Here is a 21,519-nt window from a genome sequence, read left to right on the forward strand (position 1 = left end):
ACCGGTTTCCGGGGCGCGGGAGGGGGAGCGGGGAGGGCTTCCCGCGAGCGGCATCGGAGCGGGTGTGCGGGACGGGGCGTGGGGGACACTCGGACGTATGCGTACTGCGTACAGCGTGGAGACGGTCAGGGCGGCGGAGCGGGACCTGATGGCGCGGCTGCCGGAGGGCGCGCTGATGCAGCGCGCCGCCGCCGGGCTCGCCGCGGCCTGCGCGGACCTGCTGGGGCGGGGCCACGGCCGGGTCTACGGCAGCAGGGTCGTCCTGCTGGTCGGCAGCGGGGACAACGGCGGCGACGCCCTCTACGCCGGTGCCCGGCTGGCCCGGCGCGGCGCAGGCGTCACGGCGGTGCTGCTCGCGCCGGAGCACACCCACGCCGCAGGGCTCGCGGCACTGCGCCGGGCGGGCGGCCGGACCGTGGGGACCACCGACGCCGGCGCCGGAAGCGGAACCCGGGCGGACACCGATGCCGTCGCCGCCGTCCGGCGGGCCGATCTCGTCATGGACGGCATCGTCGGGATCGGCGGCAGGGGCGGGCTGCGCCCGGCGGCGGTGCCGCTCGCCGAGGCCGCCGAACGGTCGGGTGCCGCGGTCGTCGCCGTCGACCTGCCGAGCGGCGTCGACGCGGACACCGGCGAGGTGCGCGGCACCGCGGTCCGGGCCGACCTCACGGTGACCTTCGGGACGCACAAGCCGGGCCTGCTCGTCGACCCGGCGCGCGCGTACGCGGGCTCCGTACGGCTCGTCGACATCGGCCTCGACCTGCCCGCGGGGACTGCGGGATCAGCAGGGCCCGCAGGGGCCGTCGGCCCGGTGCTCGAGGCGCTCCAGCACGCCGACGTGGCCCGCCTGCTGCCGGTGCCCGGTGCGGAGAGCGACAAGTACCGGCGCGGTGTCGTCGGCGTCGTCGCCGGGTCCGCCCGCTACCCCGGCGCCGCCGTGCTCGCGGTGGCCGGCGCGCTGCGGGGCGGCGCCGGGGCCGTACGGTACGTCGGTCCCGCCGCACAGGACGTGATCGCCCGCTTCCCCGAGACGCTGGTGTCCGACCGGGGACCGAAGCACGCCGGACGGGTGCAGGCGTGGGTGGCCGGGCCGGGCGCCGGCGACGACGCCGGGCCGGTGGCGGAGGTGCTGGCGGCCGACGTCCCGGTGCTGGTCGACGCGGACGGCCTGCGGCTCGCCGACGCCTCGGCCGTACGGGCCCGCAGCGCGCCGACCCTGCTGACCCCGCACGCCGGAGAGGCCGCCGCGCTGCTCGGCGTCGAGCGGGAGGAGGTCGAGGGCGGCCGGCTGGCCGCGGCGCGTGAACTGGCCGGACGGTACGGAGCGACCGTACTGCTCAAGGGCTCCACGACCCTGGTCGCCGACCCGGGAGACGGGGGCGAGGGCGGTAAGGGCGGGAAGGGGGAGGGCACCGCCGTACGGGTGAACCCGACCGGCACGTCCTGGCTGGCCACGGCCGGCAGCGGGGACGTCCTGTCCGGCCTCGCGGGCTCACTGCTGGCGGCGGGTCTGCCGGCCCGGGACGCCGGCAGCGTGGCGGCCTACCTGCACGGACTCGCCGGACGCTACGCGGCGGACGGCGCACCGGCGGGGGCGCACGACGTGGCGGCGGCGATCCCGGCGGCGTGGCGGGACGTCACCCGCGGATGACCCCGCCTCCGCCCCGCCCCCGGCCGCCGGTGGCGGCGTACCGCTGCCCGCCCCGGCCGTACCACTCCCGGTGGGAGCCCGTACCGCTCTGAGACACTGGGGCGCGATGAACGAGACAGATGCTGTGCGGAGCGCGACCCTGCGGGCCCGTGCCGAGATCGATCTGGCCGCGCTGCGCGCCAACGTGCGGAGCCTGCGCGCCCACGCGCCCGGCGCCGCCCTCATGGCCGTGGTCAAGGCGGACGCGTACGGGCACGGCGCCCTCGCCTGCGCGCGGGCGGCCGTCGAGGCCGGGGCGTCCTGGCTCGGCACGGCCACCCCGCAGGAGGCGCTGGCGCTGCGCGCGCCCGGCGCCGGCGTCTCCGCCGGCGTACGCGTCCTGTGCTGGCTGTGGACACCCGGCGGGCCCTGGCGGGAGGCGATCGAGGCCGACCTCGACGTCTCCGTCGGCGGCATGTGGGCGCTGGAGGAGGTCACCGCGGCCGCACGCCTCGCCGGGCGGCCCGCGCGCGTGCACCTCAAGGCCGACACCGGCCTCGGGCGCGGCGGCTGCGCGCCCGGTGACTGGGCCGGGCTGGTCGCCGCGGCGCTCGCCGCCGAGGCCGACGGCCTGCTGCGCGTCACCGGCCTGTGGTCGCACTTCGCCTGCGCCGACGAGCCGGGCCACCCCTCCATCGACGCCCAGCTCACCCGCTTCCGGGAGATGGTGGCGCACGCCGAGCAGCAGGGCGTCGCCCCCGAGGTCCGGCACATCGCCAATTCGCCCGCCCTTCTCACCCTCCCCGACAGCCACTTCGACCTCGTCCGGGCCGGCATCGCCCTGTACGGCGTCTCACCCAGCCCCGAGATCGGCACCCCGGCCGACTTCGGGCTGCGCCAGGTGATGACCCTGACCGCCTCCCTCGCGCTGGTGAAGAACGTCCCGGGCGGACACGGCGTCTCGTACGGCCACCACTACGTCACCCCGGGCGCCACCACCCTCGGTCTGGTCCCGCTCGGCTACGCGGACGGCATTCCCCGGCACGCCTCCTCCACCGGTCCGGTGCTGGTCGAGGGCAAGTGGCGTACGGCCGCGGGACGGATCGCGATGGACCAGTTCGTCGTCGACCTCGGCGGGGAGGAACCCCCGCCGGGCACCGAGGCGGTGCTCTTCGGCCCCGGGGACCGCGGCGAGCCCACCGTCGAGGACTGGGCGCAGGCCGCGGGCACCATCGGGTACGAGATCGTCACCCGGATCGGAACCCGCGTCCCGCGCGTCCACGTGAACGCCGCGGACGGCACGGGCGACGTGAGCGACGTGACGAAGTAGTACGTCCGTACGCCCGTCCGACCGCACGCGCATGAGGAACTACCGGAACGACCGGAACGACAGAGGAGCCAGTACGTGAGCGAGAGCAGTGCGGAGGCTGCCCGGGACGCCGCCATGACGGCTGCCGCCTCCGTCGCCGAAGTGCCCGGTGGCTGGCGCCGGGCGACCGGGGTCGCCGGCATGGCGATAGGAGTGCTCGCCACGGGTGCCGCCGCCGGGGTCGCCATAGAGCGGATGACCGTCGGCCGGGGCATGCGCAGGAAGGCCCGGCTCGCCCTGGACTCCACGGGACCGTACGGTTCGCTGCGCGGCACCCCCGGCACGGCGTACGCCGAGGACGGCACCGAGCTGTACTACGAGGTCGACGACCCCGATCCCGACCCGGACGCCACCCCCGCGCGCCGCCGTCGGCTGTTCGGCCGCAAGTCGTCGGCCCCCGTCACCGTCGTCTTCAGCCACGGCTACTGCCTCAGCCAGGACTCCTGGCACTTCCAGCGGGCCGCGCTCAGGGGCGTCGTGCGGACCGTCTACTGGGACCAGCGCAGCCACGGCCGTTCCGGGCGGGGCGCGGCCCAGGTCGAGCGGGGCGAGCCGGTCACCATCGACCAGCTGGGGCAGGACCTCAAGGCCGTCATCGAGGCCGCCGCCCCCGAGGGCCCGGTCGTGCTGGTCGGGCACTCCATGGGGGGCATGACGGTGATGGCCCTCGCCGACCGGTATCCCGAGCTGATACGCGAGCGGGTCGTCGGCGTCGCCCTCGTCGGCACGTCGCCGGGGAGGCTGGGCGAGGTCAATTTCGGGCTGCCCGTTGCCGGGGTCAACGCGGTGCGGCGGGTGCTGCCGGGGATACTGAAGGCGCTGGGACAGCGGGCCGAACTGGTGGAGAAGGGGCGCCGGGCCACCGTGGACCTGTTCGCAGGGATCATCAAGCGGTACTCGTTCGCGGCCCGGGACGTCGACCCGGCCGTCGCCCGGTTCGCCGAGCGGATGATCGAGTCCACCCCGATCGACGTCGTCGCCGAGTACTACCCGGCGTTCCACGAGCACGACAAGACCGAGGCCCTCGCCCACTTCACCGGTCTCCCGGTGCTGGTGCTGGCGGGGGTGCACGACCTGATCACGCCCAGCGAGCACAGCGAGGTCATCGCCGGTCTGCTGCCGGACGCCGAGCTGGTGCTGGTACCTGACGCCGGGCACCTGGTCATCCTGGAGCATCCGGAAGTGGTCACCGACCGTCTCGCGGACCTGCTGGTCCGTGTGGGCGCGGTACCCGCAGGAGCTACCGTGGGTGGCTATGGAAACACCAGCGGCAGCGCACAACCGGGCTGAGCCGTCCGTCGAGCTCACCATCACCTCGGCCGACCGGATGCGGGACCTGGGTCGCGCCCTCGCCAAGCTGCTGCGCGCCGGCGACCTCGTGATGCTCACCGGCGAGCTGGGCGCGGGCAAGACCACGCTGACCCGCGGGCTCGGCGAGGGGCTCGGGGTGCGGGGTGCCGTCACCTCCCCGACGTTCGTGATCGCCCGCGTGCACCCGTCCCTGGGGGACGGCCCGCCGCTGGTCCACGTCGACGCGTACCGGCTGTCGGGCGGGCTGGACGAGATGGAGGACCTCGATCTCGACGTCTCGCTGCCCGATTCGGTGATCGTCGTGGAGTGGGGCGAGGGCAGGATCGAGGAGCTGACCGACGACCGGCTCCAGATCGTCATCCACCGCGCGGTCGGCGACACCACGGACGAGGTACGGCACGTGACGCTGACCGGTCTGGGCGACCGCTGGGCGGGCACGGACCTGAGCGCACTGTCCGCCTGAGCGCACTGTCGGCCCGGACGGCCTGTCGGTCCGGACGGCCGGACGGCCTGTTGGTCCGGACGACCTGAGTGCACCGTCGGTCCGGAGGGCCTGGGCGGGCGGCAGGCGACCTGCCGCCCGTGGTGCCCGGTTTCGTGTGTCCGCGGTGTCTGTTCGCCGTGCGTTCCGACAAGGTGTCGGCAAAATGTTGCGTTCGGTGCCCCGGGCGTGGTCACATGGTATCCAGCTCGTGGTTAGGTCTACCTAACTACTTCCGCCCCCGGCCCCAGGAGGCGTCCATGCCGGCCACCGAGAGCTCTCGCCGGACCGAGGCACGGCCGCAGTCGTTCACCGGGGTGTCGATGCGCGATCTGCTGGCGGCCGGCGAGGCCGCCGCCGCGATCTCCACCCCGCCCCGCGCTCCCGAGCCGCACCCCCGCCCGCAGCCCCGGCTCGCCGGGCCGGTGAACGGCCACCGCGAGGCCGCCTGATCGCGGCGTGGGTCGCCGGCCCGCGGGGCGCGGTCGGCGTCGTGCCTACCGCACGACGACGATTTTGCGGCCGATGGTGGCGAACTTCCACATCGCCTCGCCGTCCGCGCGGGTTTCGCGGATACCGCCGGTGGGGACTTCCGGGTCCAGCTGCGGGGCCGAGCCGTCGACCGCCGCACTGAAACCGATCCCGGTGCCGTTGCGGGTGGCGAAGCGGACGACGTGCTCGACCGGGATGCCGTCCGATCCGGTGACGGACCCCGAGCGGGAGGTGACGTGGTAGGTGCCCGGTTCCGGGTCCACCGTGCTGGGGCTGACCGTGAAGGTGCGCCGGACCGTGCCGTCCTTCTCGACCAGCCACACCCGGTCGTCGTCCAGCGCGTACACGACCCGGATGCCCCGGCCGGACCCCCGGGGCGGGCCGGTGGGGGAGGAGTCCTCGCCCCGGTCGGCCTGCAGGGCCGCCGGTACGGTGCCCGCGCGGGCGGCGGGCCGAGTGGCCGGCGCGTTCGCGGATGCCTGGTAGCCGAGGACGCCCACCGTCAGGAGGGCCGCCGCGGTCAGCCCCGCCACGATCGCCGAGCTGTTGCCTGCCACCGCCGTCACCGCCTCTGTGCCGCTGTACCTCTGTGTTTCTGCGCCGCTCGACGTCGCCCCGTACCGCCTCGCGGTCGCCCGGCCGTTCCGTGCCACCCGGTGGTGACCTTTCGGGATGACCGCGGGCCCTGCGGGAAAGTCACGGATCGTCCAGGACCGTCCCGGAGTGTGCGTACGTCGATGTGACGGTAGCAGTACGTGACCGTCCGACCGGGCCGTCCGACACGGGGCGCCGGGAGCCGTAGGCTGTTTGTGTGCTCCTGCTCGCTCTGGATACCGCCACCCCTGCCGTCACCGTCGCGCTGCACGACGGCGACGACGTCATCGCCTCGTCGAGTCAGGTGGACGCCCGCCGCCACGGCGAACTGCTGCTCCCGGCGATCGACCGGGTACTCGCCGCGGCCGGTGTGAAGGCGGACGCCCTCACCGGGATCGTCGTCGGCATCGGCCCCGGGCCGTACACCGGGCTGCGGGTCGGCCTGATGACCGCGGACACCTTCGGGCTCGCGCTCGGTGTTCCCGTGCACGGTGTGTGCACGCTGGACGGCCTCGCGTACGCCGCGGACCTGGAGGGCCCCTTCGTCGTGGCGACCGACGCCCGCCGCAAGGAGGTCTACTGGGCGCGGTACGCCGACTCCCGCACCCGCCTCACCGACCCCGCCGTCGACCGGCCCGCCGACATCGCCGGCCGGGTCGCGGGGCTGCCCGCGGTCGGCGCCGGCGCGCTGCTGTACCCCGATACCTTCCCCAAGGCGCACGAGCCCGAGCACGTGAGTGCCGCCGCCCTCGCCCGGCTGGCCGCCGAGCGGCTGGCGGCCGGTGCGCAGCTGCCCGCGCCGCGGCCGCTGTACCTGCGCCGCCCCGATGCCCAGGTCCCCAAGAACTACAAGGTGGTCACCCCCAAGTGACACGAGTGACAGGGCCCGAGAAGGTCGCGCTGCGCGAGATGCGCTGGTGGGACATCGAGCGGGTGTTCCAGCTGGAGCGCGAGCTGTTCCCCGAGGACGCCTGGTCACGGGGGATGTTCTGGTCCGAGCTGGCCCATGCGCGCGGCCCCGCCGCGACCCGCCGCTACGTGGTCGCCGAGGAGGACGGCCGGCTCGTCGGATACGCCGGTCTCACCTCCGCCGGCGCGACGGCCGACGGCGGCGAGGACACGGGCGGGGTGACCGGGGTGGCCGACGTCCAGACCATCGCCGTGCGCCGGGACCACTGGGGCACCGGCCTCGGCTCGCGGCTGCTGACGGAACTGCTGCGGGCGGCGACCGCGTTCGAGTGCGCCGAGGTGCTGCTGGAGTGCCGGATCGACAACGTCCGGGCCCAGAAACTGTACGAGCGCTTCGGCTTCGAGACCATCGGGGTCAGGAAGGGCTACTACCAGCCGGGAAACGTGGACGCCCTGGTGATGCGGCTGACCGACCCGTCCGTCTCCGTCACCCCGGCGGCCCCCGTGGACCCGGTGCCCCCCACGGCCGCCTCCACGGCCCCCGTGAATCCCGTGAACCCCGTGAACGGCGTAGAAGGAACCGAGACCCATGGCTGACGAACCCCTGGTGCTGGGGATCGAGACCTCCTGCGACGAGACCGGTGTCGGCGTCGTCCGGGGGACCACCCTGCTGGCGGACGCCGTCGCCTCCAGCGTCGACGAGCACGCCCGCTTCGGCGGTGTCGTCCCGGAGGTCGCCTCCCGCGCCCACCTGGAGGCGATGGTGCCGACGATCGGGCGCGCCCTGAAGGAGGCCGGGGTGAGCGCCCGGGACCTGGACGGCATCGCCGTCACCGCCGGTCCGGGGCTCGCCGGCGCGCTGCTGGTCGGCGTCTCGGCGGCCAAGGCGTACGCCTACGCCCTCGGCAAGCCCCTCTACGGCGTCAACCACCTCGCCTCGCACATCTGCGTCGACCAGCTGGAGCACGGGCCGCTCCCCGAGCCGACGATGGCGCTGCTGGTCTCCGGCGGCCACTCCTCGCTGCTGCTCTCCTCGGACATCACCTCCGACGTCCGCCCGATGGGCGCCACCATCGACGACGCGGCCGGCGAGGCCTTCGACAAGATCGCGCGCGTGCTCGACCTCGGCTTCCCCGGCGGCCCGGTCATCGACCGGTACGCGCGCGAGGGCGACTCGTCCGCGATCGCGTTCCCGCGCGGGCTGACCGGGCCGCGCGACCCCGCGTACGACTTCTCCTTCTCCGGTCTGAAGACGGCCGTGGCCCGCTGGATCGAGGCCAGGCGGGCGGCGGGGGAGGAGGTCCCGGTGCGTGACGTGGCGGCCTCCTTCCAGGAGGCGGTCGTGGACGTGCTCACCCGCAAGGCCGTACGCGCCTGCAAGGACGAGGGCGTCGACCATCTGATGATCGGCGGCGGAGTGGCCGCCAACACCCGGCTGCGGGCGCTGGCCCAGGAACGCTGCGAGGCGGCCGGCATCCGGCTGCGCGTACCGCGCCCGGGGCTGTGCACGGACAACGGTGCGATGGTGGCAGCCCTGGGCGCCGAGATGGTCGCCCGGGGCCGGGCGGCGTCCGACTGGGACCTGTCCGCGGACTCCTCCCTCCCCGTGACGGAACCCCACGTACCGGGCGAGACCCACACGCAGGCGCAGGCGCAGGCGCACACGCACACGCACGATCACGTGCACGAGGTCGGCGGGGAGAACCTGTACTCGTGACCGTCGCGCTGATGTGGGAGGCACGGGCCGTGCCCGGCCGGGGTGAGGAACTGCTGGCCTGGACCGAGGAGCAGTTGCGCGAACTGCCCGCCGACCCGGCCCCCTTGCGCCGGGAGGCCTTCCGCGCCCCGCAGGACCGGGTCCTCGTCATCACCTGGTGGAACGCCCCGTACGACGCCGACCTCCCCGAACTCCCCGAACCGACCGGGGGCCTGGTCACCCGCGCGGTGCACCGGTGGCGCTTCGAGTCGGTGGGCGCGAGGTGACCGGCGCGGCCACCGGCCGACGGGCGGCTGCCGGCCGGGGCTGACGGCCCGGCTCCCCCCCGCCCCCTCATGCCGTGCCCGTGACCTCCGTCCCGCACACCGGCCTTCGGCCCGGGCCGGTTTCGCGGAGCGGGCCGGTGAGGGTCAGGTGGGCCCCGCCGCAGCGATCCGGCGCCGGGCACGGGCCGGCGCCCGCGTGCCGAGGTCCGGGTCCACCATGGCCTACCAATATTTCGTAAAGTGTGTCGAATGTTCCGGGATCCCGTGACTCGGGGAACACTTCGTCAAGAGGGCCCGTAGGGATACGATCGCGGCCATGACTTCCTCGCAGCCCGCCGAAACCCGGACGCGAGGGCGCAGCGCGCAGACTGCGACCCTCGCCGAGATCGCCCGCGAGGCCGGTGTCTCGGCACCGACTGTTTCGAAGGTCCTCAACGGCCGCGCCGATGTCGCCCCCGCCACCCGGAGCCGGGTCGAGGAACTGCTGCGTGCCCACGGCTACCGGCGACGGCGTGCCGAGGCCACCCGTTCGCCCTTGATCGACCTGGTCTTCCACGAACTCGAGAGCGCCTGGGCGATGGAGGTCATCCGGGGCGTGGAGAACGTGGCGAGGGACGCGGGGCTGAGCGTCGTCCTCTCCGAGAGCGCGGGGCGGCTCACCCCGGGGCGGACCTGGGCCGACCAGGTCGCCGCGCGCCGCCCGCACGGGGTGGTCCTCGTCCTGTCCGGCCTCGACGAGTCCGGGCGGGCGCTGCTGACCAGCCGGTCCATCCCGTTCGTGGTGATGGACCCGGCCGGCGACCCCGGCACCGACGTGCCCTCCGTCGGCGCGACCAACTGGCAGGGCGGGCTCGCCGCCACCCGGCACCTGGTCGAGCTCGGTCACACCAGGATCGGGGCGATCAGCGGGCCCTCGCAGATGATGTGCAGCCGCGCCCGCATGGACGGCTACCGGGCCGCGCTGGAGACCGGCGGACTTCCGGTGGACCCCGGGCTGGTCATGGCCGGCGACTTCCACCACGAGACCGGGTACCGCCAGGGCCTCGCCCTGCTGCGCCGGCCCGACCGGCCCACCGCGGTCTTCGCCGGCAACGACCTCCAGGCGCTCGGCCTCTACGAGGCCGCGCGTGAGCTGGGCCTGCGGATTCCCGAGGACCTGAGCGTGGTGGGGTTCGACGACCTGCCGGTGGCCCGCTGGGTGGGGCCGCCGCTGACGACCGTGCGGCAGCCGCTGACGGAGATGGCGGAGGCGGCGGCCCGGCTGGTCCTCGACCTCGGCAAGGGCGAGGACCCCGCGGCCGCCGCGACCCGGGTGGAACTGGCGACGAGCCTGGTGGTGCGCAGCAGCACGGGGGCGCCGCCGGCCGGGGAGTGACGGTTGCCGGGCTCGAGGAGGCCGGCCGGACACTGCTCGAAGGCTGCCGCCGACGGTTCCGAAAGTTTCGGCGCGTGTCCCGGGTGAGTGCGGGCTGTGAAGTCTGAGAACTTCACAAGAAAACGGTCCGGGGAGTGCTCGTTGTCATAATTCGGACTTACGTTCCTGTCTGTGATGGGATATGAGGGCCACGACGGGGGCCGCGGTGACGGGCGCGACGAAGGCGGGGGCGAGGTCCCTCCGGACACGCCCTCGGACCCCTCCGAAGACGCGGACGTACGGGCGGACCCGCCCACGGAACCGGTGACGGACCCGGTGACAGGCCGGGTGGCGGGCCCGTCGGCGGATCGGCAGCCGGCCCGTCGCCGGGCGCGGGCCCTGAGGTTCGCCGGCCTCGCGCTGGCGGGCGTGCTGGTGCTGGGCGCCGGGGCGGCCGGCTGGTCGTACTGGCAGCTGGGCGACAACGTCAGGAGCGTCGACATCAACGGCGCCCTGGGCGACGACCGCCCGCCCAGGGGGACGACGGCCTCGGACCAGGGCGCTTCGGCGTCCGCCCCACCCCTGCCGACGGGCTCCCTCAACATCCTGGTGCTGGGCTCGGACTCGCGCAGCGGCGGGGAGAACCAGGCGCTCGGCGGCGGTGACAGCGGCGGGGCCCGTTCCGACACGGCCATGGTCGTCCACCTCGACGCCGGCCGGACCGCCGCGACCGTGGTCAGCATCCCGCGCGACACCCTGGTCGACCGCCCGGCCTGCCCGCTGCCGGACGGCGGGTCGACGCAGCCGGTGTCCCACGCGATGTTCAACAGTGCCTACGAGGTGGGCGGGCCGGTGTGTGCGGTGAAGACGGCCGAGCTGCTCACGGACGTCCGCATGGACCACTACGTCGAGATCGACTTCACCGGCTTCGCCCGCCTGGTCGACGCGCTCGGCGGCGTCACCGTCACCACGGACGAGGACATCGACGACGACCTGAGCCGGCTGCACCTCGAAGCGGGCACCCACCACCTGGACGGCACCGAGGCCCTGGCCATGGCCCGCACCCGCTACGGCACAGCGGACGGCAGCGACCTCGGCCGCATAGATCTCCAGCACACGCTGGTGAAGGCGCTGCTGGACCAGATCGGGAAGCAGAGCCTGCTGACCGACCCCACCGAGCTGTACGAGATCGCCGACGCGGTCACCAGCAGTCTCACGACCGACACCGGCCTGGACTCGCTGGCCGAGCTGACCCGCTTCGCCCAGAGCCTGCAGGGTCTGTCGTCGCCCGCCGTCACCACCGTGACGATGCCGGTGCTCCCGGCGCCCTGGGACTCCAACCGGGTGGTGGCACAGCAGCCGGAGGCGGAGAAGCTGTGGGCGTCGCTGCGGTGAGGTGCGGCGCGCCGGAAGAAAGTTCCGGGAAATCCGGGGGAGCGTGTCGATTCGGCCGTCGCCCGTTCGACGCAGGGGTGAGAGGCCGGGACACACCCGGCCACACCCGGCCCGTACGGCGAACGCCGCAACGGCACCACGACACGAGGAGTCACCATGCCGCGCTTTCTCTCCCTGGTCCGGATCGACGAGGCCAACGCCCCCCAGGAGGGCCCCAGCCCCGAACTGATGCAGCGGATGGGCGAACTGCTCGAGGAGATGACGAAGGCCGGGGTCCTGCTGGACACGGCGGGGCTGACCCCGACGGCCCAGGGCACCCGCGTGCACTACGAGGGCGGACAGCTGTCGACGACCGACGGGCCCTTCACCGAGGCCAAGGAGGTCATCGGGGGCTACGCGATGATGCAGGCCAAGGACATGGCCGAGGCGGTCGAGTGGACCAAGCGGTTCCTGAAGGTGCACGAGGAGCACTGGACGGTGACCTGCGAGGTGCGCGAGGTCGTGGAGGGCTGACCCGGCGGGGGAGCGGTCCGGCGGGGGAGACAGCCTTGCTGAGGGAGTGCCCCGGCGGGGGCCGGCCCGGCAGGGGGGGGAGCAGCCCCGCTGGGGGAGTGGCCCGGCTGGGGAGGCAGCCCGGCAGGGGGGAGCGGTCCGGCGGGGGAAGTAGCCCGGCAGGGGGGAGCGGTCCGGCGGGGGAAGTAGCCCCGTGGGGGGAGTGGCCCGGCGAGGGAGGCAGCCTCGCTGGGGGAGTGGCCCCGCGGGAGACTCTTTGGCTCCGGCGCCGCAGGGGTGTCTGATGGTGGGTTGTGACAGAGCAGCCCACCTCCAGCCCCGCTCCCCGCCCGGCGCCCTCGACCGCCGGGACTCCCGGGTCCGCCGAGACTTCCGAAACTCCCGGCTCCGCCCGGGCGCGCCGGACCGTCGAGACCGTCTTCCGCCTGGAGTCCCCGCGGGTCATCGCAGGCGTGGCCCGTGTCGTCCGGGACGTCGGTATCGCGGAGGAGCTGGCGCAGGACGCCCTGGTCGCCGCGCTGGAGCAGTGGCCGAGGGACGGCGTGCCCGACAACCCGGGCGCCTGGCTCATGAGGGCCGCCAGGAACCGTGCCGTCGACCTGGTCCGGCGCCGCGAGAACTACGCCCGCAAGCTCGCCGAGATCGGCCGGGACCCCTCGGCCGCCGCCCCGCCCGGGGATCCCGCGGACCTCGCCGACCCCGACGGCATCGACGACGACCTGCTCCGGCTCGTCTTCACCGCGTGCCATCCGGCCCTGCCGGCCGAGGCCCGCATCGCCCTCACCCTGCGCCTGCTCGGCGGTCTGACCACGGCCGAGATCGCCCGCGCGTTCCTGGCCCCGGAGCCGACGGTGGCCCAGCGCATCGTGCGCGCGAAGCGGACCCTCGCGAAGAAGAACGTCGCCTTCGAGGTGCCCTACGGACCCGACCGCGAGGCCCGCCTCGGCTCGGTCCTGGACGTCATCTACCTGATCTTCAACGAGGGGTACGCGGCCACGGCCGGCGACGACTGGCTGCGCCCCGGGCTGTGCGAGGACGCGCTGCGGCTCGCCCGGGTGCTGTCCGGGCTGATGCCCAGGGAACCCGAGGTCCACGGCCTCACCGCGCTGCTGGAGTTCCAGACGTCCCGGGCCGCCGCCCGCACCGGCCCGGACGGCGAACCGGTGCTGCTCAAGGACCAGAACCGGGCCCGCTGGAACCGCATGCTCATCGCCCGCGGCATCACCGCCCTCACCCGCGCCGACGCCACCGCCACCGGCGCCCCGGGCCCGTACGCCCTCCAGGCCGCCATCGCCGCCTGCCACGCGCACGCGTACCGCTACGAGGACACCGACTGGCGCCGCATCGCCGCCCTCTACGGCCTCCTCGCGGCCCGGGCCCCGTCCCCGGTCGTCGAACTCAACCGCGCGGTCGCCGTCTCCATGGCCGAAGGCCCCGCGGCGGCCCTCCCCCTCGTCGACGCCCTGACCGGCGTACCGGCGCTCCGGGACTACCACCTCCTGCCGAGCGTCCGGGGCGACCTGCTGGCCCGCCTCGGACGCACCGAGGAGGCCCGCGCGGAATGCGCGCGGGCGGCCTCGCTGGCCAGGAACGAACGGGAACGGGACATGCTGCTGCGGCGGGCGGGGGAACGGGCGGGGGACTGAGGGGGCCGAGGCAGGGGTGCCGTCCCGCGTGCGCGGGTCAGCGCACCGGGTGCCCGAGCAGCATCGTCGGGGCGCCGGCGACGCGGGTGAGGAAGACGGTGACGGACGCGGTGCCGTTCGGTTTGGGGAGGGCCTTGCGGCGGAGTTCCTCCGGTTCCACCGCCGAGCCGCGCTTCTTGACGGTCAGGGTGCCGACCTGACGCTCCCGCAGCAGTGCCTTCAGCTTCTTGACGCTGAAGGGGAGCCGGTCGGTGATCTCGTAGGCGGTGGCGTACGGCGTCGGGCGGTGGGTGTCGGCGGTGATGTACGCGATGGTCGCGTCGATCAGCCCTCCGTCGAGGTCCTGCGCGACCTCGGCGACGAGATGCGCGCGGATGACGGCGCCGTCGGGCTCGTACAGGTACCGGCCGGGCGGACGCACCGCGGGGTCGGGCAGGCCGCGGGAGAGCAGCGTGCGGGGGCCGGGCAGCAGGGTCGCGCGGATCGCCGGCGCCACCGCACCCCCTGACCCGGCGGCCGCCCGTCCGGTGCCGAACCACAGCACCGCCTCCTTCACGTCCCCGCCGTCCGAGACCCACTCGGCCTCCGCGTCGCCGGGGACGGCCTCGTGCGGGATGCCCGGAGCGACCTTCAGGGCGGCGGCGCGGGGTGCCCCGCGGGCCGCCCCGACCGCCCAGGACAGCGGGGGCGAGTAGGCCTCGGGGTCGAAGACGCGGCCCCGGCCGCCGCGCCGGGCCGGGTCGACGAAGACGGCGTCGTACCCGGCCGTGTCCACCTCCGTGACATCGGCCTCCCGTACCTCGATCAGCACAGCCAGGCCCAGCGCGTCCGCGTTCGCGCGGGCCGCCGCCGCGGTGAGCGGGTCCCGGTCCACCGCGAGCACCCGGATCCCGGCGCGGGCCAGCGCGATCGCGTCCCCGCCGATCCCGCAGCACAGGTCGGCCACCGACGTCACGCCCAGCTCCTTCAGCCGCCGCGCCCGGTACACCGCCACGCTCGCCCGGGTCGACTGCTCGACCCCGTTCGGCGTGAAGAACATCCGCCCGGCGTCCTGCGCCCCGAACTTCGCCACCGCACGCTGCCGCAGCCGGGCCTGGCCGAGCGCCGCCGACACCAGCTCCGCCGGATGCTCACGGCGCAGCCGGGTCGCGACGGCGAGTTCCCGGGTCGGGTCGGTGTCGCGCACCTCGTCGAGGAGGGCGCGGCCCTCGGGGGTGAGGAGCAGGGCGAGGGGTGAGGCGTCGGGGGACTGCGAGGCGGGCTGGGCGTGGGGCGCGGTGCGGTCGTTCACCGGCTCATTGTGGGCCAGGCGCGGGTCCGGTGTCGGCCAGTCGGTGGACGGTGTGCCGCCGGCCGCGGTGTCGGGCCGGGGACGGTGCGGGGGACTGCGAGGATCCGGCACCATGCGAGTAGTAGGACAAAACGATAAAAGGTGGTCACGGGGCGGCGTACGGGCCGGTGCCGCCGTACTCACCCTCGCGGCCCTCGCCCCCCTCGCCGCGGGCTGCGGACAGGACCCCACCGCCCCGGACCCGGCTGCGGGCGGTCGCCAGCCCCTCCACGCGCCCCCGGCCCGTGCGCTCGACTCCTACGCCACCACACTGCGCGCCGCGCACGCCGCGCGCGTGGCCGCCGCGAAGAGCTGGGGGCTCGAGCGGGTGCCCCTGACCGCCCCGTCCGCGCCCCGGGAGAAACCCCGGATCTCCACCCGCAAGGGCTTCGAGGTCGACGGTCACCGGGAACTGGACCTCCCCCCGGTCTTCACCACCGTCCCCACCGAGGACAAGGTCGTCTTCCTCACCATCGACGACGGTGCCGAGAAGGACCCCGCGTTCCTGCGCATGATGAGCGAACTGAAGATCCCGTACACCGCGTTCCTCAGCGACTACGTGATCAAGGAGGACTACGGCTACTTCGAGAAGATGCGGGACAGGGGCGTCGGCCTGCACAACCACACCCTGAACCACCCGTACCTGCCCGGCCTGTCCTACGCCCGCCAGAAGCGCGAGATCTGCGGCATGCAGGACGTCATCGAGAAGCGGTACGGCGAACGCCCCGTCCTCTTCCGCCCGCCGTTCGGCAACTACAACAAGGACACCCTGCGCGCGGCGAAGTCCTGCGGCATCGAGTACGCCCCGCTGTGGAACGAGGAGGTCTTCGTCGACCGCTGGGACTACCGCGAGTGGGACAGGGAGTTGCACCCCGGCGACATCGTCCTCTCCCACTTCCGGGGCCGCGGCGACTGGGAGGGCACCATGCCCGACATGATCCGCCGCTTCCTGGACAAGGTCACGGCCGAGGGGTACGCGGTGGGGCGCCTGGAGGACTACCTGTGACCGGCCCGGCGCGGACGACCGGCCGCATGCGGGCGGCCGGCCTCGTTCGGCGGATCCGGCGGATCCGGCCCGGCTGTCCGATCCGGCCGACCCGTTCTGCCGGGCCGGCCCGTCCGATCCGGCAGCGGGCGGCCATGGCGGTTCTCCTGGTGGCGGGTCTCGTCCTCCCGCTGGTGCTGGCGGGGTGGGGCACTTCCGGAGGCCGGGCGGGGGCGGGTCCGGCCGTTCGGGGGGCGGACGCGGCCGCGGGGGCCGGGGCGGGGAAAGGCGTCGGGGCCGGGGAGGCCGAGGCGGAGGCGGGCGACGGCGCGGGCCCCTCGCCCGGCCACGGCGGGCCGGACCGCCTCCCGCCCGTCGTCGACCACGTCCCGACCCGGGACAAGGTCGTCTTCCTGACCTACGACGACGGCGCCGAACGCGACCCCCGCTTCATCGACCTCGTACGCGGCCGCCGCCTCCCCGTCAGCATGTTCCTCACGGACAGCGTGGTGGGGCCCGGCTACGGCCACTTCGCCCGGCTGCGCTCGGTCGGCGCGAGCCTGCAGAACCACACCCTCGACCACCCCGCCCTGCGCGGCCTGCCCTACGCCGGTCAGCGCGCCGAGATCTGCGGCCAGCAGCGCAAGCTCGGGTCCCGCTTCGGCATCCGCCCCCACCTGTTCCGCCCGCCCTACGGCACGTACGACACCACGACCCTCCGGGCCGCGGGCGACTGCGGCATCGCGGCGGTCGTGCTCTGGCGGGTCACCCTGGAGGGTGACGGCACCCTCACGTACACCCGTGGCGCGCACCGTCTGACGCCCGGCGACATCATCTCCGTCCCCGCGGGCGAGACCCCGGCCCTGACCCTGGCGGAACGGACGACGCGTCTGCTGCGCGAACTGGAGGAGCGGGGGCTGAGGGTCGGGAGGCTGGAGGACTACGTCCGGCGCCCTTGAGCCCTCGGGCGGTCACTGACGGGCACCGCTCACCGATCCGGCCCGCCCGGGGGCAGCCCTGCTCGTGGAGCTCGGGACCGAGGACGGGGCCGTTCTTCGGGCCGAAGCACGGGTCCGGGGGCGGCGGCACTCGGGACGGTCACCCGAACGCATGTTCGCCTTTCGGGTCGGCGCGCACGGGAAATCCGGCGACGCCACGCGGTGAATTGGCACTCCGCTTGACCGAGTGCTAATCGCAGTCATAGTCTCAGGTCTGGCACTCCCCACTGGAGAGTGCCAACACAGCGACGGGCAGGTCCGGCACCCGCGACGACGGATCGACCTGGTCGCCACCTCAGACAGTTAACCCCGTGAGATCTCCGAAGGGGGAGGTCGGATCGTGACGACCGCCAGCTCCAAGGTTGCCATCAAGCCGCTCGAGGACCGCATTGTGGTCCAGCCGCTCGACGCCGAGCAGACCACGGCTTCGGGCCTGGTCATTCCGGACACGGCCAAGGAGAAGCCCCAGGAGGGCGTTGTCCTGGCCGCCGGTCCCGGCCGCATCGAGGACGGCAAGCGCGTCGAACTCGACGTGAACGTCGGCGACGTCGTGCTCTACAGCAAGTACGGCGGCACCGAGGTGAAGTACAACGGCGAGGAGTACCTCGTCCTCTCGGCCCGCGACGTTCTCGCGATCATCGAGAAGTAAGTCACCTCGTAGCAGATTTGCTCCGAACTGCGCCCCTGGTCCCGACACGCTTACTGAGCCGGGCGCCCGGGGCGCAGTGTTTTCTCACCCCAGATTTCCGAGAGGGCTCCCGCTGCCATGGCGAAGATCCTGAAGTTCGACGAGGACGCCCGTCGCGCCCTTGAGCGCGGCGTCAACAAGCTTGCCGACACGGTGAAGGTGACGATCGGCCCCAAGGGCCGCAACGTCGTCATCGACAAGAAGTTCGGCGCCCCCACCATCACCAACGACGGTGTCACGATCGCCCGCGAGGTCGAGGTCGAGGACCCGTACGAGAACCTCGGTGCCCAGCTGGTCAAGGAGGTGGCGACCAAGACCAACGACATCGCGGGTGACGGTACGACCACCGCCACCGTGCTGGCCCAGGCCCTGGTCCGCGAGGGACTGCGCAACGTCGCCGCCGGCGCCTCCCCGGCCGCCCTGAAGAAGGGCATCGACGCCGCCGTCGCCGCGGTCTCCGAGGACCTGCTCGCCTCGGCCCGCCCGATCGACGAGAAGTCCGACATCGCCGCCGTCGCCGGGCTGTCCGCCCAGGACCAGCAGGTCGGCGAGCTCATCGCCGAGGCGATGGACAAGGTCGGCAAGGACGGTGTCATCACCGTCGAGGAGTCCAACACCTTCGGTCTGGAGCTGGACTTCACCGAGGGCATGGCCTTCGACAAGGGCTACCTGTCGCCGTACTTCGTGACGGACCAGGAGCGCATGGAAGCCGTCCTGGACGACCCGTACATCCTCATCACGCAGGGCAAGATCGGCTCCATCGCCGAGCTGCTGCCGCTGCTGGAGAAGGTCATCCAGGCCAACTCCTCCAAGCCGCTGCTGATCATCGCCGAGGACGTCGAGGGCGAGGCCCTGTCGACCCTGGTCGTCAACAAGATCCGCGGCACGTTCAACGCCGTCGCGGTCAAGGCGCCCGGCTTCGGTGACCGCCGCAAGGCGATGCTGCAGGACATGGCCGTCCTCACCGGCGCCACGGTCGTCTCCGAGGAGGTCGGCCTCAAGCTCGACCAGGTCGGCCTGGACGTGCTGGGCTCCGCCCGCCGCGTCACCGTCACCAAGGACGACACCACGATCGTCGACGGCGGCGGCAAGAAGGAGGACGTGACCGGTCGCGTCGGCCAGATCAAGGCCGAGATCGAGTCCACGGACTCCGACTGGGACCGCGAGAAGCTCCAGGAGCGCCTCGCGAAGCTGGCCGGCGGCGTGTGCGTCATCAAGGTCGGCGCCGCCACCGAGGTGGAGCTGAAGGAGAAGAAGCACCGTCTGGAGGACGCCATCTCCGCGACCCGCGCCGCGGTCGAGGAGGGCATCGTCTCCGGTGGTGGCTCCGCGCTCGTCCACGCCGTCAAGGTCCTCGAGGGCAACCTCGGCAAGACCGGCGACGAGGCCACCGGTGTCGCGGTCGTCCGCCGCGCCGCCGTCGAGCCCCTGCGCTGGATCGCCGAGAACGCCGGCCTCGAGGGCTACGTCATCACCTCCAAGGTCGCCGAGCTCGAGAAGGGCAACGGCTTCAACGCCGCCACCGGCGAGTACGGCGACCTGGTCAAGGCCGGCGTCATCGACCCGGTCAAGGTCACCCGCTCCGCCCTGGAGAACGCCGCCTCCATCGCCTCCCTCCTCCTGACGACCGAGACCCTGGTCGTCGAGAAGAAGGAAGAGGAGGAGCCGGCCGCCGGTGGTCACAGCCACGGCCACTCCCACTGAGCGAGTCACTCACAGCGGCGGGCGTCGGTGACCGACGCCCGTAGCAGACACGGAGGCCCGGCCCCGCTGCCCCGGCGGCGCCGGGCCTCCGTGCTGCGCCCGTGCCCGCAGTCGCTGCCGACGCCGGTACCGATGTCGGTGCCCTGTGTCACGCTCGGCGCATGGGATTCTTCGACGATCTTGTGCTGCCGGAGGAACCGGTCGGTGAGCGGGCCGTGTTGGCGAGCTTACGACCGCCCGGAGAGGACGAGGGACGGTACGCGCCGCCCGTCGACCGGTTCGCACCCGCGCGGGTGTCGCAGCTGGAAGTCGTCGGTGCCGGTCCGGAAACCAGGGTGCTGCTGACGGGATGGTCCGTATGGCCGCGGTCGGTCACCCTGCATCTGACGGTCTTCCGCAGCGTCCGCCGCCAGGGCGCGGACGCGCCGCGGCAGTCCGGGCTCCGGGTGGGTCTGCTGTTCTCCGACGGCCGTCGCGTGACCTCGCTGGACGGCAAGGTGCCGCGGAGGATCCCGTTCACCGGGCCGCAGGGGCAGGCGCGCGTGGCCCGGACGGACCAGGCGGTCGGGCTCATTCCGCTCGACCCGGGCCTGCACCCTTTCCACAGGTCGCTGTTCAAGACCGACGTCGACCTGTATCTGGCGGAACTTCCGCCCCCCGGGGAAGCGGAGCTGGTGGTCGAGTGGCCGGACGAGTCGGTGGCCGAGACCCGTACCGCCGTCGACGTGGCGACGCTGCGTGCCGCGTCGAGCCGGGCGCTCGAGGTGTGGCCGGACCCCGAGCCGCCTGAGCCGGCCCAGCAGTCGGGATCCTTCGCAACGATGGAGACGAGCGGCCCGCCGACGTTCCTGGCAGCGCCCCTGACCGGGCACCAGCTGGAAACGCTGCGCCGTGAGGAGGAGGCACGGCAGCGCTGTGTGCCGCGGGCCGACTGGCAGCAGATGGACTACCGGGACTGGGGGACGCGGACCTGATCCGGACCCGGCTCGCCGGAGGCGCACCTGTGGCCACCACCGTCGGACGGCTCGGCACCACCCCGCTGCACCTGGCGGCGGAGTGGGGCACGGCGGAAGCGGTGACGGCGCTCCTGACGCACGGGGCGGCCGAGAACGGGAGCGAGGACACCGGCAAGGACGCGTACGGCGTCGTCGACGCACGCGACCACGATGAGCACACCCCTCTGTGGTACGCCGCCCGGAACGTGGACGAGGGCACCGTCCGCGCCCTGATCGACGCCGGGGCGGATGTGTGGACACCGCAGTCGGGGCCCTGGTCACCCGGCCGCCTGTTGTCGACCACGCCGCTCGCACCCCTGGTGCGTGATCTGCCGGGGGCGGTGGAGCCGTCCGCCGAGGAGACCGCCGCCCAGCAGAGGGCGGACGCGCTCATCGCGGCCTTCGGCGAGGAGCGGTTGTGGACGGAAGGGCCCGGCATCTGCTTCGTACGGGGCCTGGGCGAGGACCAGGTGGTCCGGCGGCTCGGTGCCGACCCCGCGCGGTGCCCGAGGGAGGCACCCGACGACGCGCCCTTCGACCCGGCGGACTACGACGAGTCCCTGCGTTACGTGGGTGTCCTGGGTGTGGACGGTGCTCCGGGCGGCTGCGCGATCACGCAGGACGGGTACATGCCGAGGGACAACGCCGTGCTGAAGGCGATATCGGCGGGCACCGCCGCCTACGGGGTGTACTTCAACCCGAAGGGCGGCACCTTCGGCACCCTGGCCCGGGACGGCGAAGTCGTCGAGTCCGAGGAGATCGGCCTGTCGCCGCACGCGTCGGACCCGGCCGCCTTCTGGACCTTCCGCTTCTGGCAGCGGGGGCACGCGTTCCCCCACGGCGCCGACATCATGGCCTACGCGTGCGCCGCGGCCGGCCTGAGTATCGACGACGGCCGGGACGCGGCCGGACTCCAGGCCCCACGCCGCTGGGTCGAGCTGCCTGCGCGGCTCCGGCGCTGACGATGAGGACGTGCGGCACCGCGTGGGGACGAAGCCGCCGTGGAGCGCCGTCGCTCGGTCGGGCGCGGTGGCACCCGGGATCTCGTCCCAGTCCCGCCGCCGCGCTGCGCACCGTTTTTTCAGCACTGCCGCCCCCGCCCCCGCGGCCTCCCCGGTCCGGGCCCCGGGCGGCAGTGCATC

At 73.8% G+C, this 21,519-nt stretch carries 21 protein-coding genes; 19 read left to right on the forward strand and 2 right to left on the reverse strand.

What is annotated here, in order from left to right; translation table 11 throughout:
* Nucleotides 1-97: 97 nt before the first annotated feature.
* From TU30_RS05305 to TU30_RS05325, 5 genes are all read left to right on the forward strand, one after another.
* A complete protein-coding gene (locus tag TU30_RS05305) occupies nt 98-1,651 on the forward strand; it encodes a bifunctional ADP-dependent NAD(P)H-hydrate dehydratase/NAD(P)H-hydrate epimerase (RefSeq protein WP_042165157.1) in 1,554 nt (517 codons plus the stop codon).
* Between the two features lie 106 nt (nt 1,652-1,757).
* A complete protein-coding gene (gene alr, locus TU30_RS05310; protein WP_042165160.1) occupies nt 1,758-2,960 on the forward strand; it encodes an alanine racemase in 1,203 nt (400 codons plus the stop codon).
* A 75-nt stretch (nt 2,961-3,035) separates the two neighbouring features.
* Nucleotides 3,036-4,289 (forward strand): alpha/beta fold hydrolase, encoded by a 1,254-nt coding sequence (locus TU30_RS05315; RefSeq protein WP_042165163.1) that lies wholly within the window; start codon nt 3,036-3,038, stop codon nt 4,287-4,289.
* Nucleotides 4,255-4,773 carry a tRNA (adenosine(37)-N6)-threonylcarbamoyltransferase complex ATPase subunit type 1 TsaE gene (tsaE, locus tag TU30_RS05320; protein ID WP_042165165.1) on the forward strand — a complete coding sequence of 173 codons (519 nt, stop codon included), beginning with the start codon at nt 4,255-4,257 and terminating at the stop codon, nt 4,771-4,773. The genes TU30_RS05315 and tsaE overlap by 35 nt, the downstream gene beginning before the upstream one ends.
* A 278-nt stretch (nt 4,774-5,051) precedes the next feature.
* Entirely contained in the window at nt 5,052-5,243 is a 192-nt protein-coding gene (locus TU30_RS05325) for a hypothetical protein (RefSeq protein ID WP_042165168.1), read from the forward strand.
* A 45-nt stretch (nt 5,244-5,288) separates the two neighbouring features.
* Here the strand turns inward: TU30_RS05325 and TU30_RS05330 are convergent, their stop codons facing one another.
* Nucleotides 5,289-5,840, reverse strand: coding sequence for a hypothetical protein (locus TU30_RS05330; protein ID WP_042165600.1), 552 nt, complete (start codon nt 5,838-5,840; stop codon nt 5,289-5,291).
* A 254-nt stretch (nt 5,841-6,094) separates the two neighbouring features.
* Between TU30_RS05330 and tsaB the strand changes: the two genes are divergently transcribed.
* From tsaB to TU30_RS05370, 8 genes are all read left to right on the forward strand, one after another.
* Nucleotides 6,095-6,748: a tRNA (adenosine(37)-N6)-threonylcarbamoyltransferase complex dimerization subunit type 1 TsaB gene (tsaB, locus tag TU30_RS05335; RefSeq protein ID WP_042165170.1), complete on the forward strand. Its 654-nt coding sequence runs from the start codon at nt 6,095-6,097 to the stop codon at nt 6,746-6,748.
* Between the two features lie 38 nt (nt 6,749-6,786).
* The gene (rimI, locus tag TU30_RS05340) at nt 6,787-7,383 is read left to right on the forward strand and encodes a ribosomal protein S18-alanine N-acetyltransferase (RefSeq protein ID WP_078878142.1); all 597 of its coding nucleotides are present in this window, start codon (nt 6,787-6,789) and stop codon (nt 7,381-7,383) included.
* The gene (tsaD, locus tag TU30_RS05345) at nt 7,376-8,503 is read left to right on the forward strand and encodes a tRNA (adenosine(37)-N6)-threonylcarbamoyltransferase complex transferase subunit TsaD (RefSeq protein WP_042165176.1); all 1,128 of its coding nucleotides are present in this window, start codon (nt 7,376-7,378) and stop codon (nt 8,501-8,503) included. The genes rimI and tsaD overlap by 8 nt, the downstream gene beginning before the upstream one ends.
* Entirely contained in the window at nt 8,500-8,769 is a 270-nt protein-coding gene (locus TU30_RS05350; RefSeq protein WP_042165179.1) for a hypothetical protein, read from the forward strand. Before tsaD ends, TU30_RS05350 begins: the two co-directional genes overlap by 4 nt.
* 316 nt (nt 8,770-9,085) lie before the next feature.
* Nucleotides 9,086-10,144: a LacI family DNA-binding transcriptional regulator gene (locus TU30_RS05355; RefSeq protein WP_042165180.1), complete on the forward strand. Its 1,059-nt coding sequence runs from the start codon at nt 9,086-9,088 to the stop codon at nt 10,142-10,144.
* 174 nt (nt 10,145-10,318) lie between these two features.
* Entirely contained in the window at nt 10,319-11,518 is a 1,200-nt protein-coding gene (locus tag TU30_RS05360; protein WP_176726197.1) for an LCP family protein, read from the forward strand.
* Between the two features lie 156 nt (nt 11,519-11,674).
* Nucleotides 11,675-12,031 (forward strand): YciI family protein, encoded by a 357-nt coding sequence (locus TU30_RS05365; RefSeq protein ID WP_042165184.1) that lies wholly within the window; start codon nt 11,675-11,677, stop codon nt 12,029-12,031.
* Between the two features lie 425 nt (nt 12,032-12,456).
* A complete protein-coding gene (locus TU30_RS05370) occupies nt 12,457-13,677 on the forward strand; it encodes an RNA polymerase sigma factor (RefSeq protein WP_042165604.1) in 1,221 nt (406 codons plus the stop codon).
* 37 nt (nt 13,678-13,714) lie between these two features.
* Here the strand turns inward: TU30_RS05370 and TU30_RS05375 are convergent, their stop codons facing one another.
* Nucleotides 13,715-14,968 (reverse strand): methyltransferase domain-containing protein, encoded by a 1,254-nt coding sequence (locus TU30_RS05375; protein WP_042165605.1) that lies wholly within the window; start codon nt 14,966-14,968, stop codon nt 13,715-13,717.
* Between the two features lie 112 nt (nt 14,969-15,080).
* On the opposite strand from TU30_RS05375, the gene TU30_RS05380 reads away from it, so the two are divergent.
* From TU30_RS05380 to TU30_RS36925, 6 genes are all read left to right on the forward strand, one after another.
* Nucleotides 15,081-16,013 carry a polysaccharide deacetylase family protein gene (locus TU30_RS05380; protein ID WP_042165187.1) on the forward strand — a complete coding sequence of 311 codons (933 nt, stop codon included), beginning with the start codon at nt 15,081-15,083 and terminating at the stop codon, nt 16,011-16,013.
* A gap of 134 nt (nt 16,014-16,147) precedes the next feature.
* Nucleotides 16,148-16,951, forward strand: a complete 804-nt coding sequence (locus TU30_RS05385; RefSeq protein WP_370626557.1) for a polysaccharide deacetylase family protein — start codon at nt 16,148-16,150, stop codon at nt 16,949-16,951.
* 379 nt (nt 16,952-17,330) lie between these two features.
* Nucleotides 17,331-17,639: a co-chaperone GroES gene (gene groES, locus TU30_RS05390; protein WP_042165190.1), complete on the forward strand. Its 309-nt coding sequence runs from the start codon at nt 17,331-17,333 to the stop codon at nt 17,637-17,639.
* A gap of 117 nt (nt 17,640-17,756) precedes the next feature.
* On the forward strand, nt 17,757-19,382 hold the full coding sequence (gene groL / locus TU30_RS05395; RefSeq protein ID WP_042165192.1) for a chaperonin GroEL: 1,626 nt from the start codon (nt 17,757-17,759) through the stop codon (nt 19,380-19,382).
* 161 nt (nt 19,383-19,543) lie between these two features.
* Nucleotides 19,544-20,356 carry a hypothetical protein gene (locus tag TU30_RS36920; RefSeq protein ID WP_234307783.1) on the forward strand — a complete coding sequence of 271 codons (813 nt, stop codon included), beginning with the start codon at nt 19,544-19,546 and terminating at the stop codon, nt 20,354-20,356.
* A gap of 29 nt (nt 20,357-20,385) precedes the next feature.
* Nucleotides 20,386-21,339, forward strand: coding sequence for an ankyrin repeat domain-containing protein (locus TU30_RS36925; RefSeq protein WP_234307784.1), 954 nt, complete (start codon nt 20,386-20,388; stop codon nt 21,337-21,339).
* Nucleotides 21,340-21,519: the final 180 nt, after the last annotated feature.

This window comes from Streptomyces sp. NBRC 110035 (genome assembly GCF_000829695.1).
GTDB lineage: Bacteria > Actinomycetota > Actinomycetes > Streptomycetales > Streptomycetaceae > Streptomyces.

Coding starts and splice junctions, on each gene's coding strand:
- TU30_RS05385 (WP_370626557.1), top strand. CDS start 16,148: ATGGCGGTTCTCCTGGTGGCGGGTCTCGTCCTCCCGCTGGTGCTGGCG.
- rimI (WP_078878142.1), top strand. CDS start 6,787: ATGCGCTGGTGGGACATCGAGCGGGTGTTCCAGCTGGAGCGCGAGCTG.
- TU30_RS05305 (WP_042165157.1), top strand. CDS start 98: ATGCGTACTGCGTACAGCGTGGAGACGGTCAGGGCGGCGGAGCGGGAC.
- TU30_RS36920 (WP_234307783.1), top strand. CDS start 19,544: ATGGGATTCTTCGACGATCTTGTGCTGCCGGAGGAACCGGTCGGTGAG.
- TU30_RS05325 (WP_042165168.1), top strand. CDS start 5,052: ATGCCGGCCACCGAGAGCTCTCGCCGGACCGAGGCACGGCCGCAGTCG.
- alr (WP_042165160.1), top strand. CDS start 1,758: ATGAACGAGACAGATGCTGTGCGGAGCGCGACCCTGCGGGCCCGTGCC.
- groL (WP_042165192.1), top strand. CDS start 17,757: ATGGCGAAGATCCTGAAGTTCGACGAGGACGCCCGTCGCGCCCTTGAG.
- TU30_RS05365 (WP_042165184.1), top strand. CDS start 11,675: ATGCCGCGCTTTCTCTCCCTGGTCCGGATCGACGAGGCCAACGCCCCC.
- TU30_RS05355 (WP_042165180.1), top strand. CDS start 9,086: ATGACTTCCTCGCAGCCCGCCGAAACCCGGACGCGAGGGCGCAGCGCG.
- tsaD (WP_042165176.1), top strand. CDS start 7,376: ATGGCTGACGAACCCCTGGTGCTGGGGATCGAGACCTCCTGCGACGAG.
- TU30_RS05360 (WP_176726197.1), top strand. CDS start 10,319: ATGGGATATGAGGGCCACGACGGGGGCCGCGGTGACGGGCGCGACGAA.
- TU30_RS05380 (WP_042165187.1), top strand. CDS start 15,081: ATGCGAGTAGTAGGACAAAACGATAAAAGGTGGTCACGGGGCGGCGTA.
- tsaE (WP_042165165.1), top strand. CDS start 4,255: ATGGAAACACCAGCGGCAGCGCACAACCGGGCTGAGCCGTCCGTCGAG.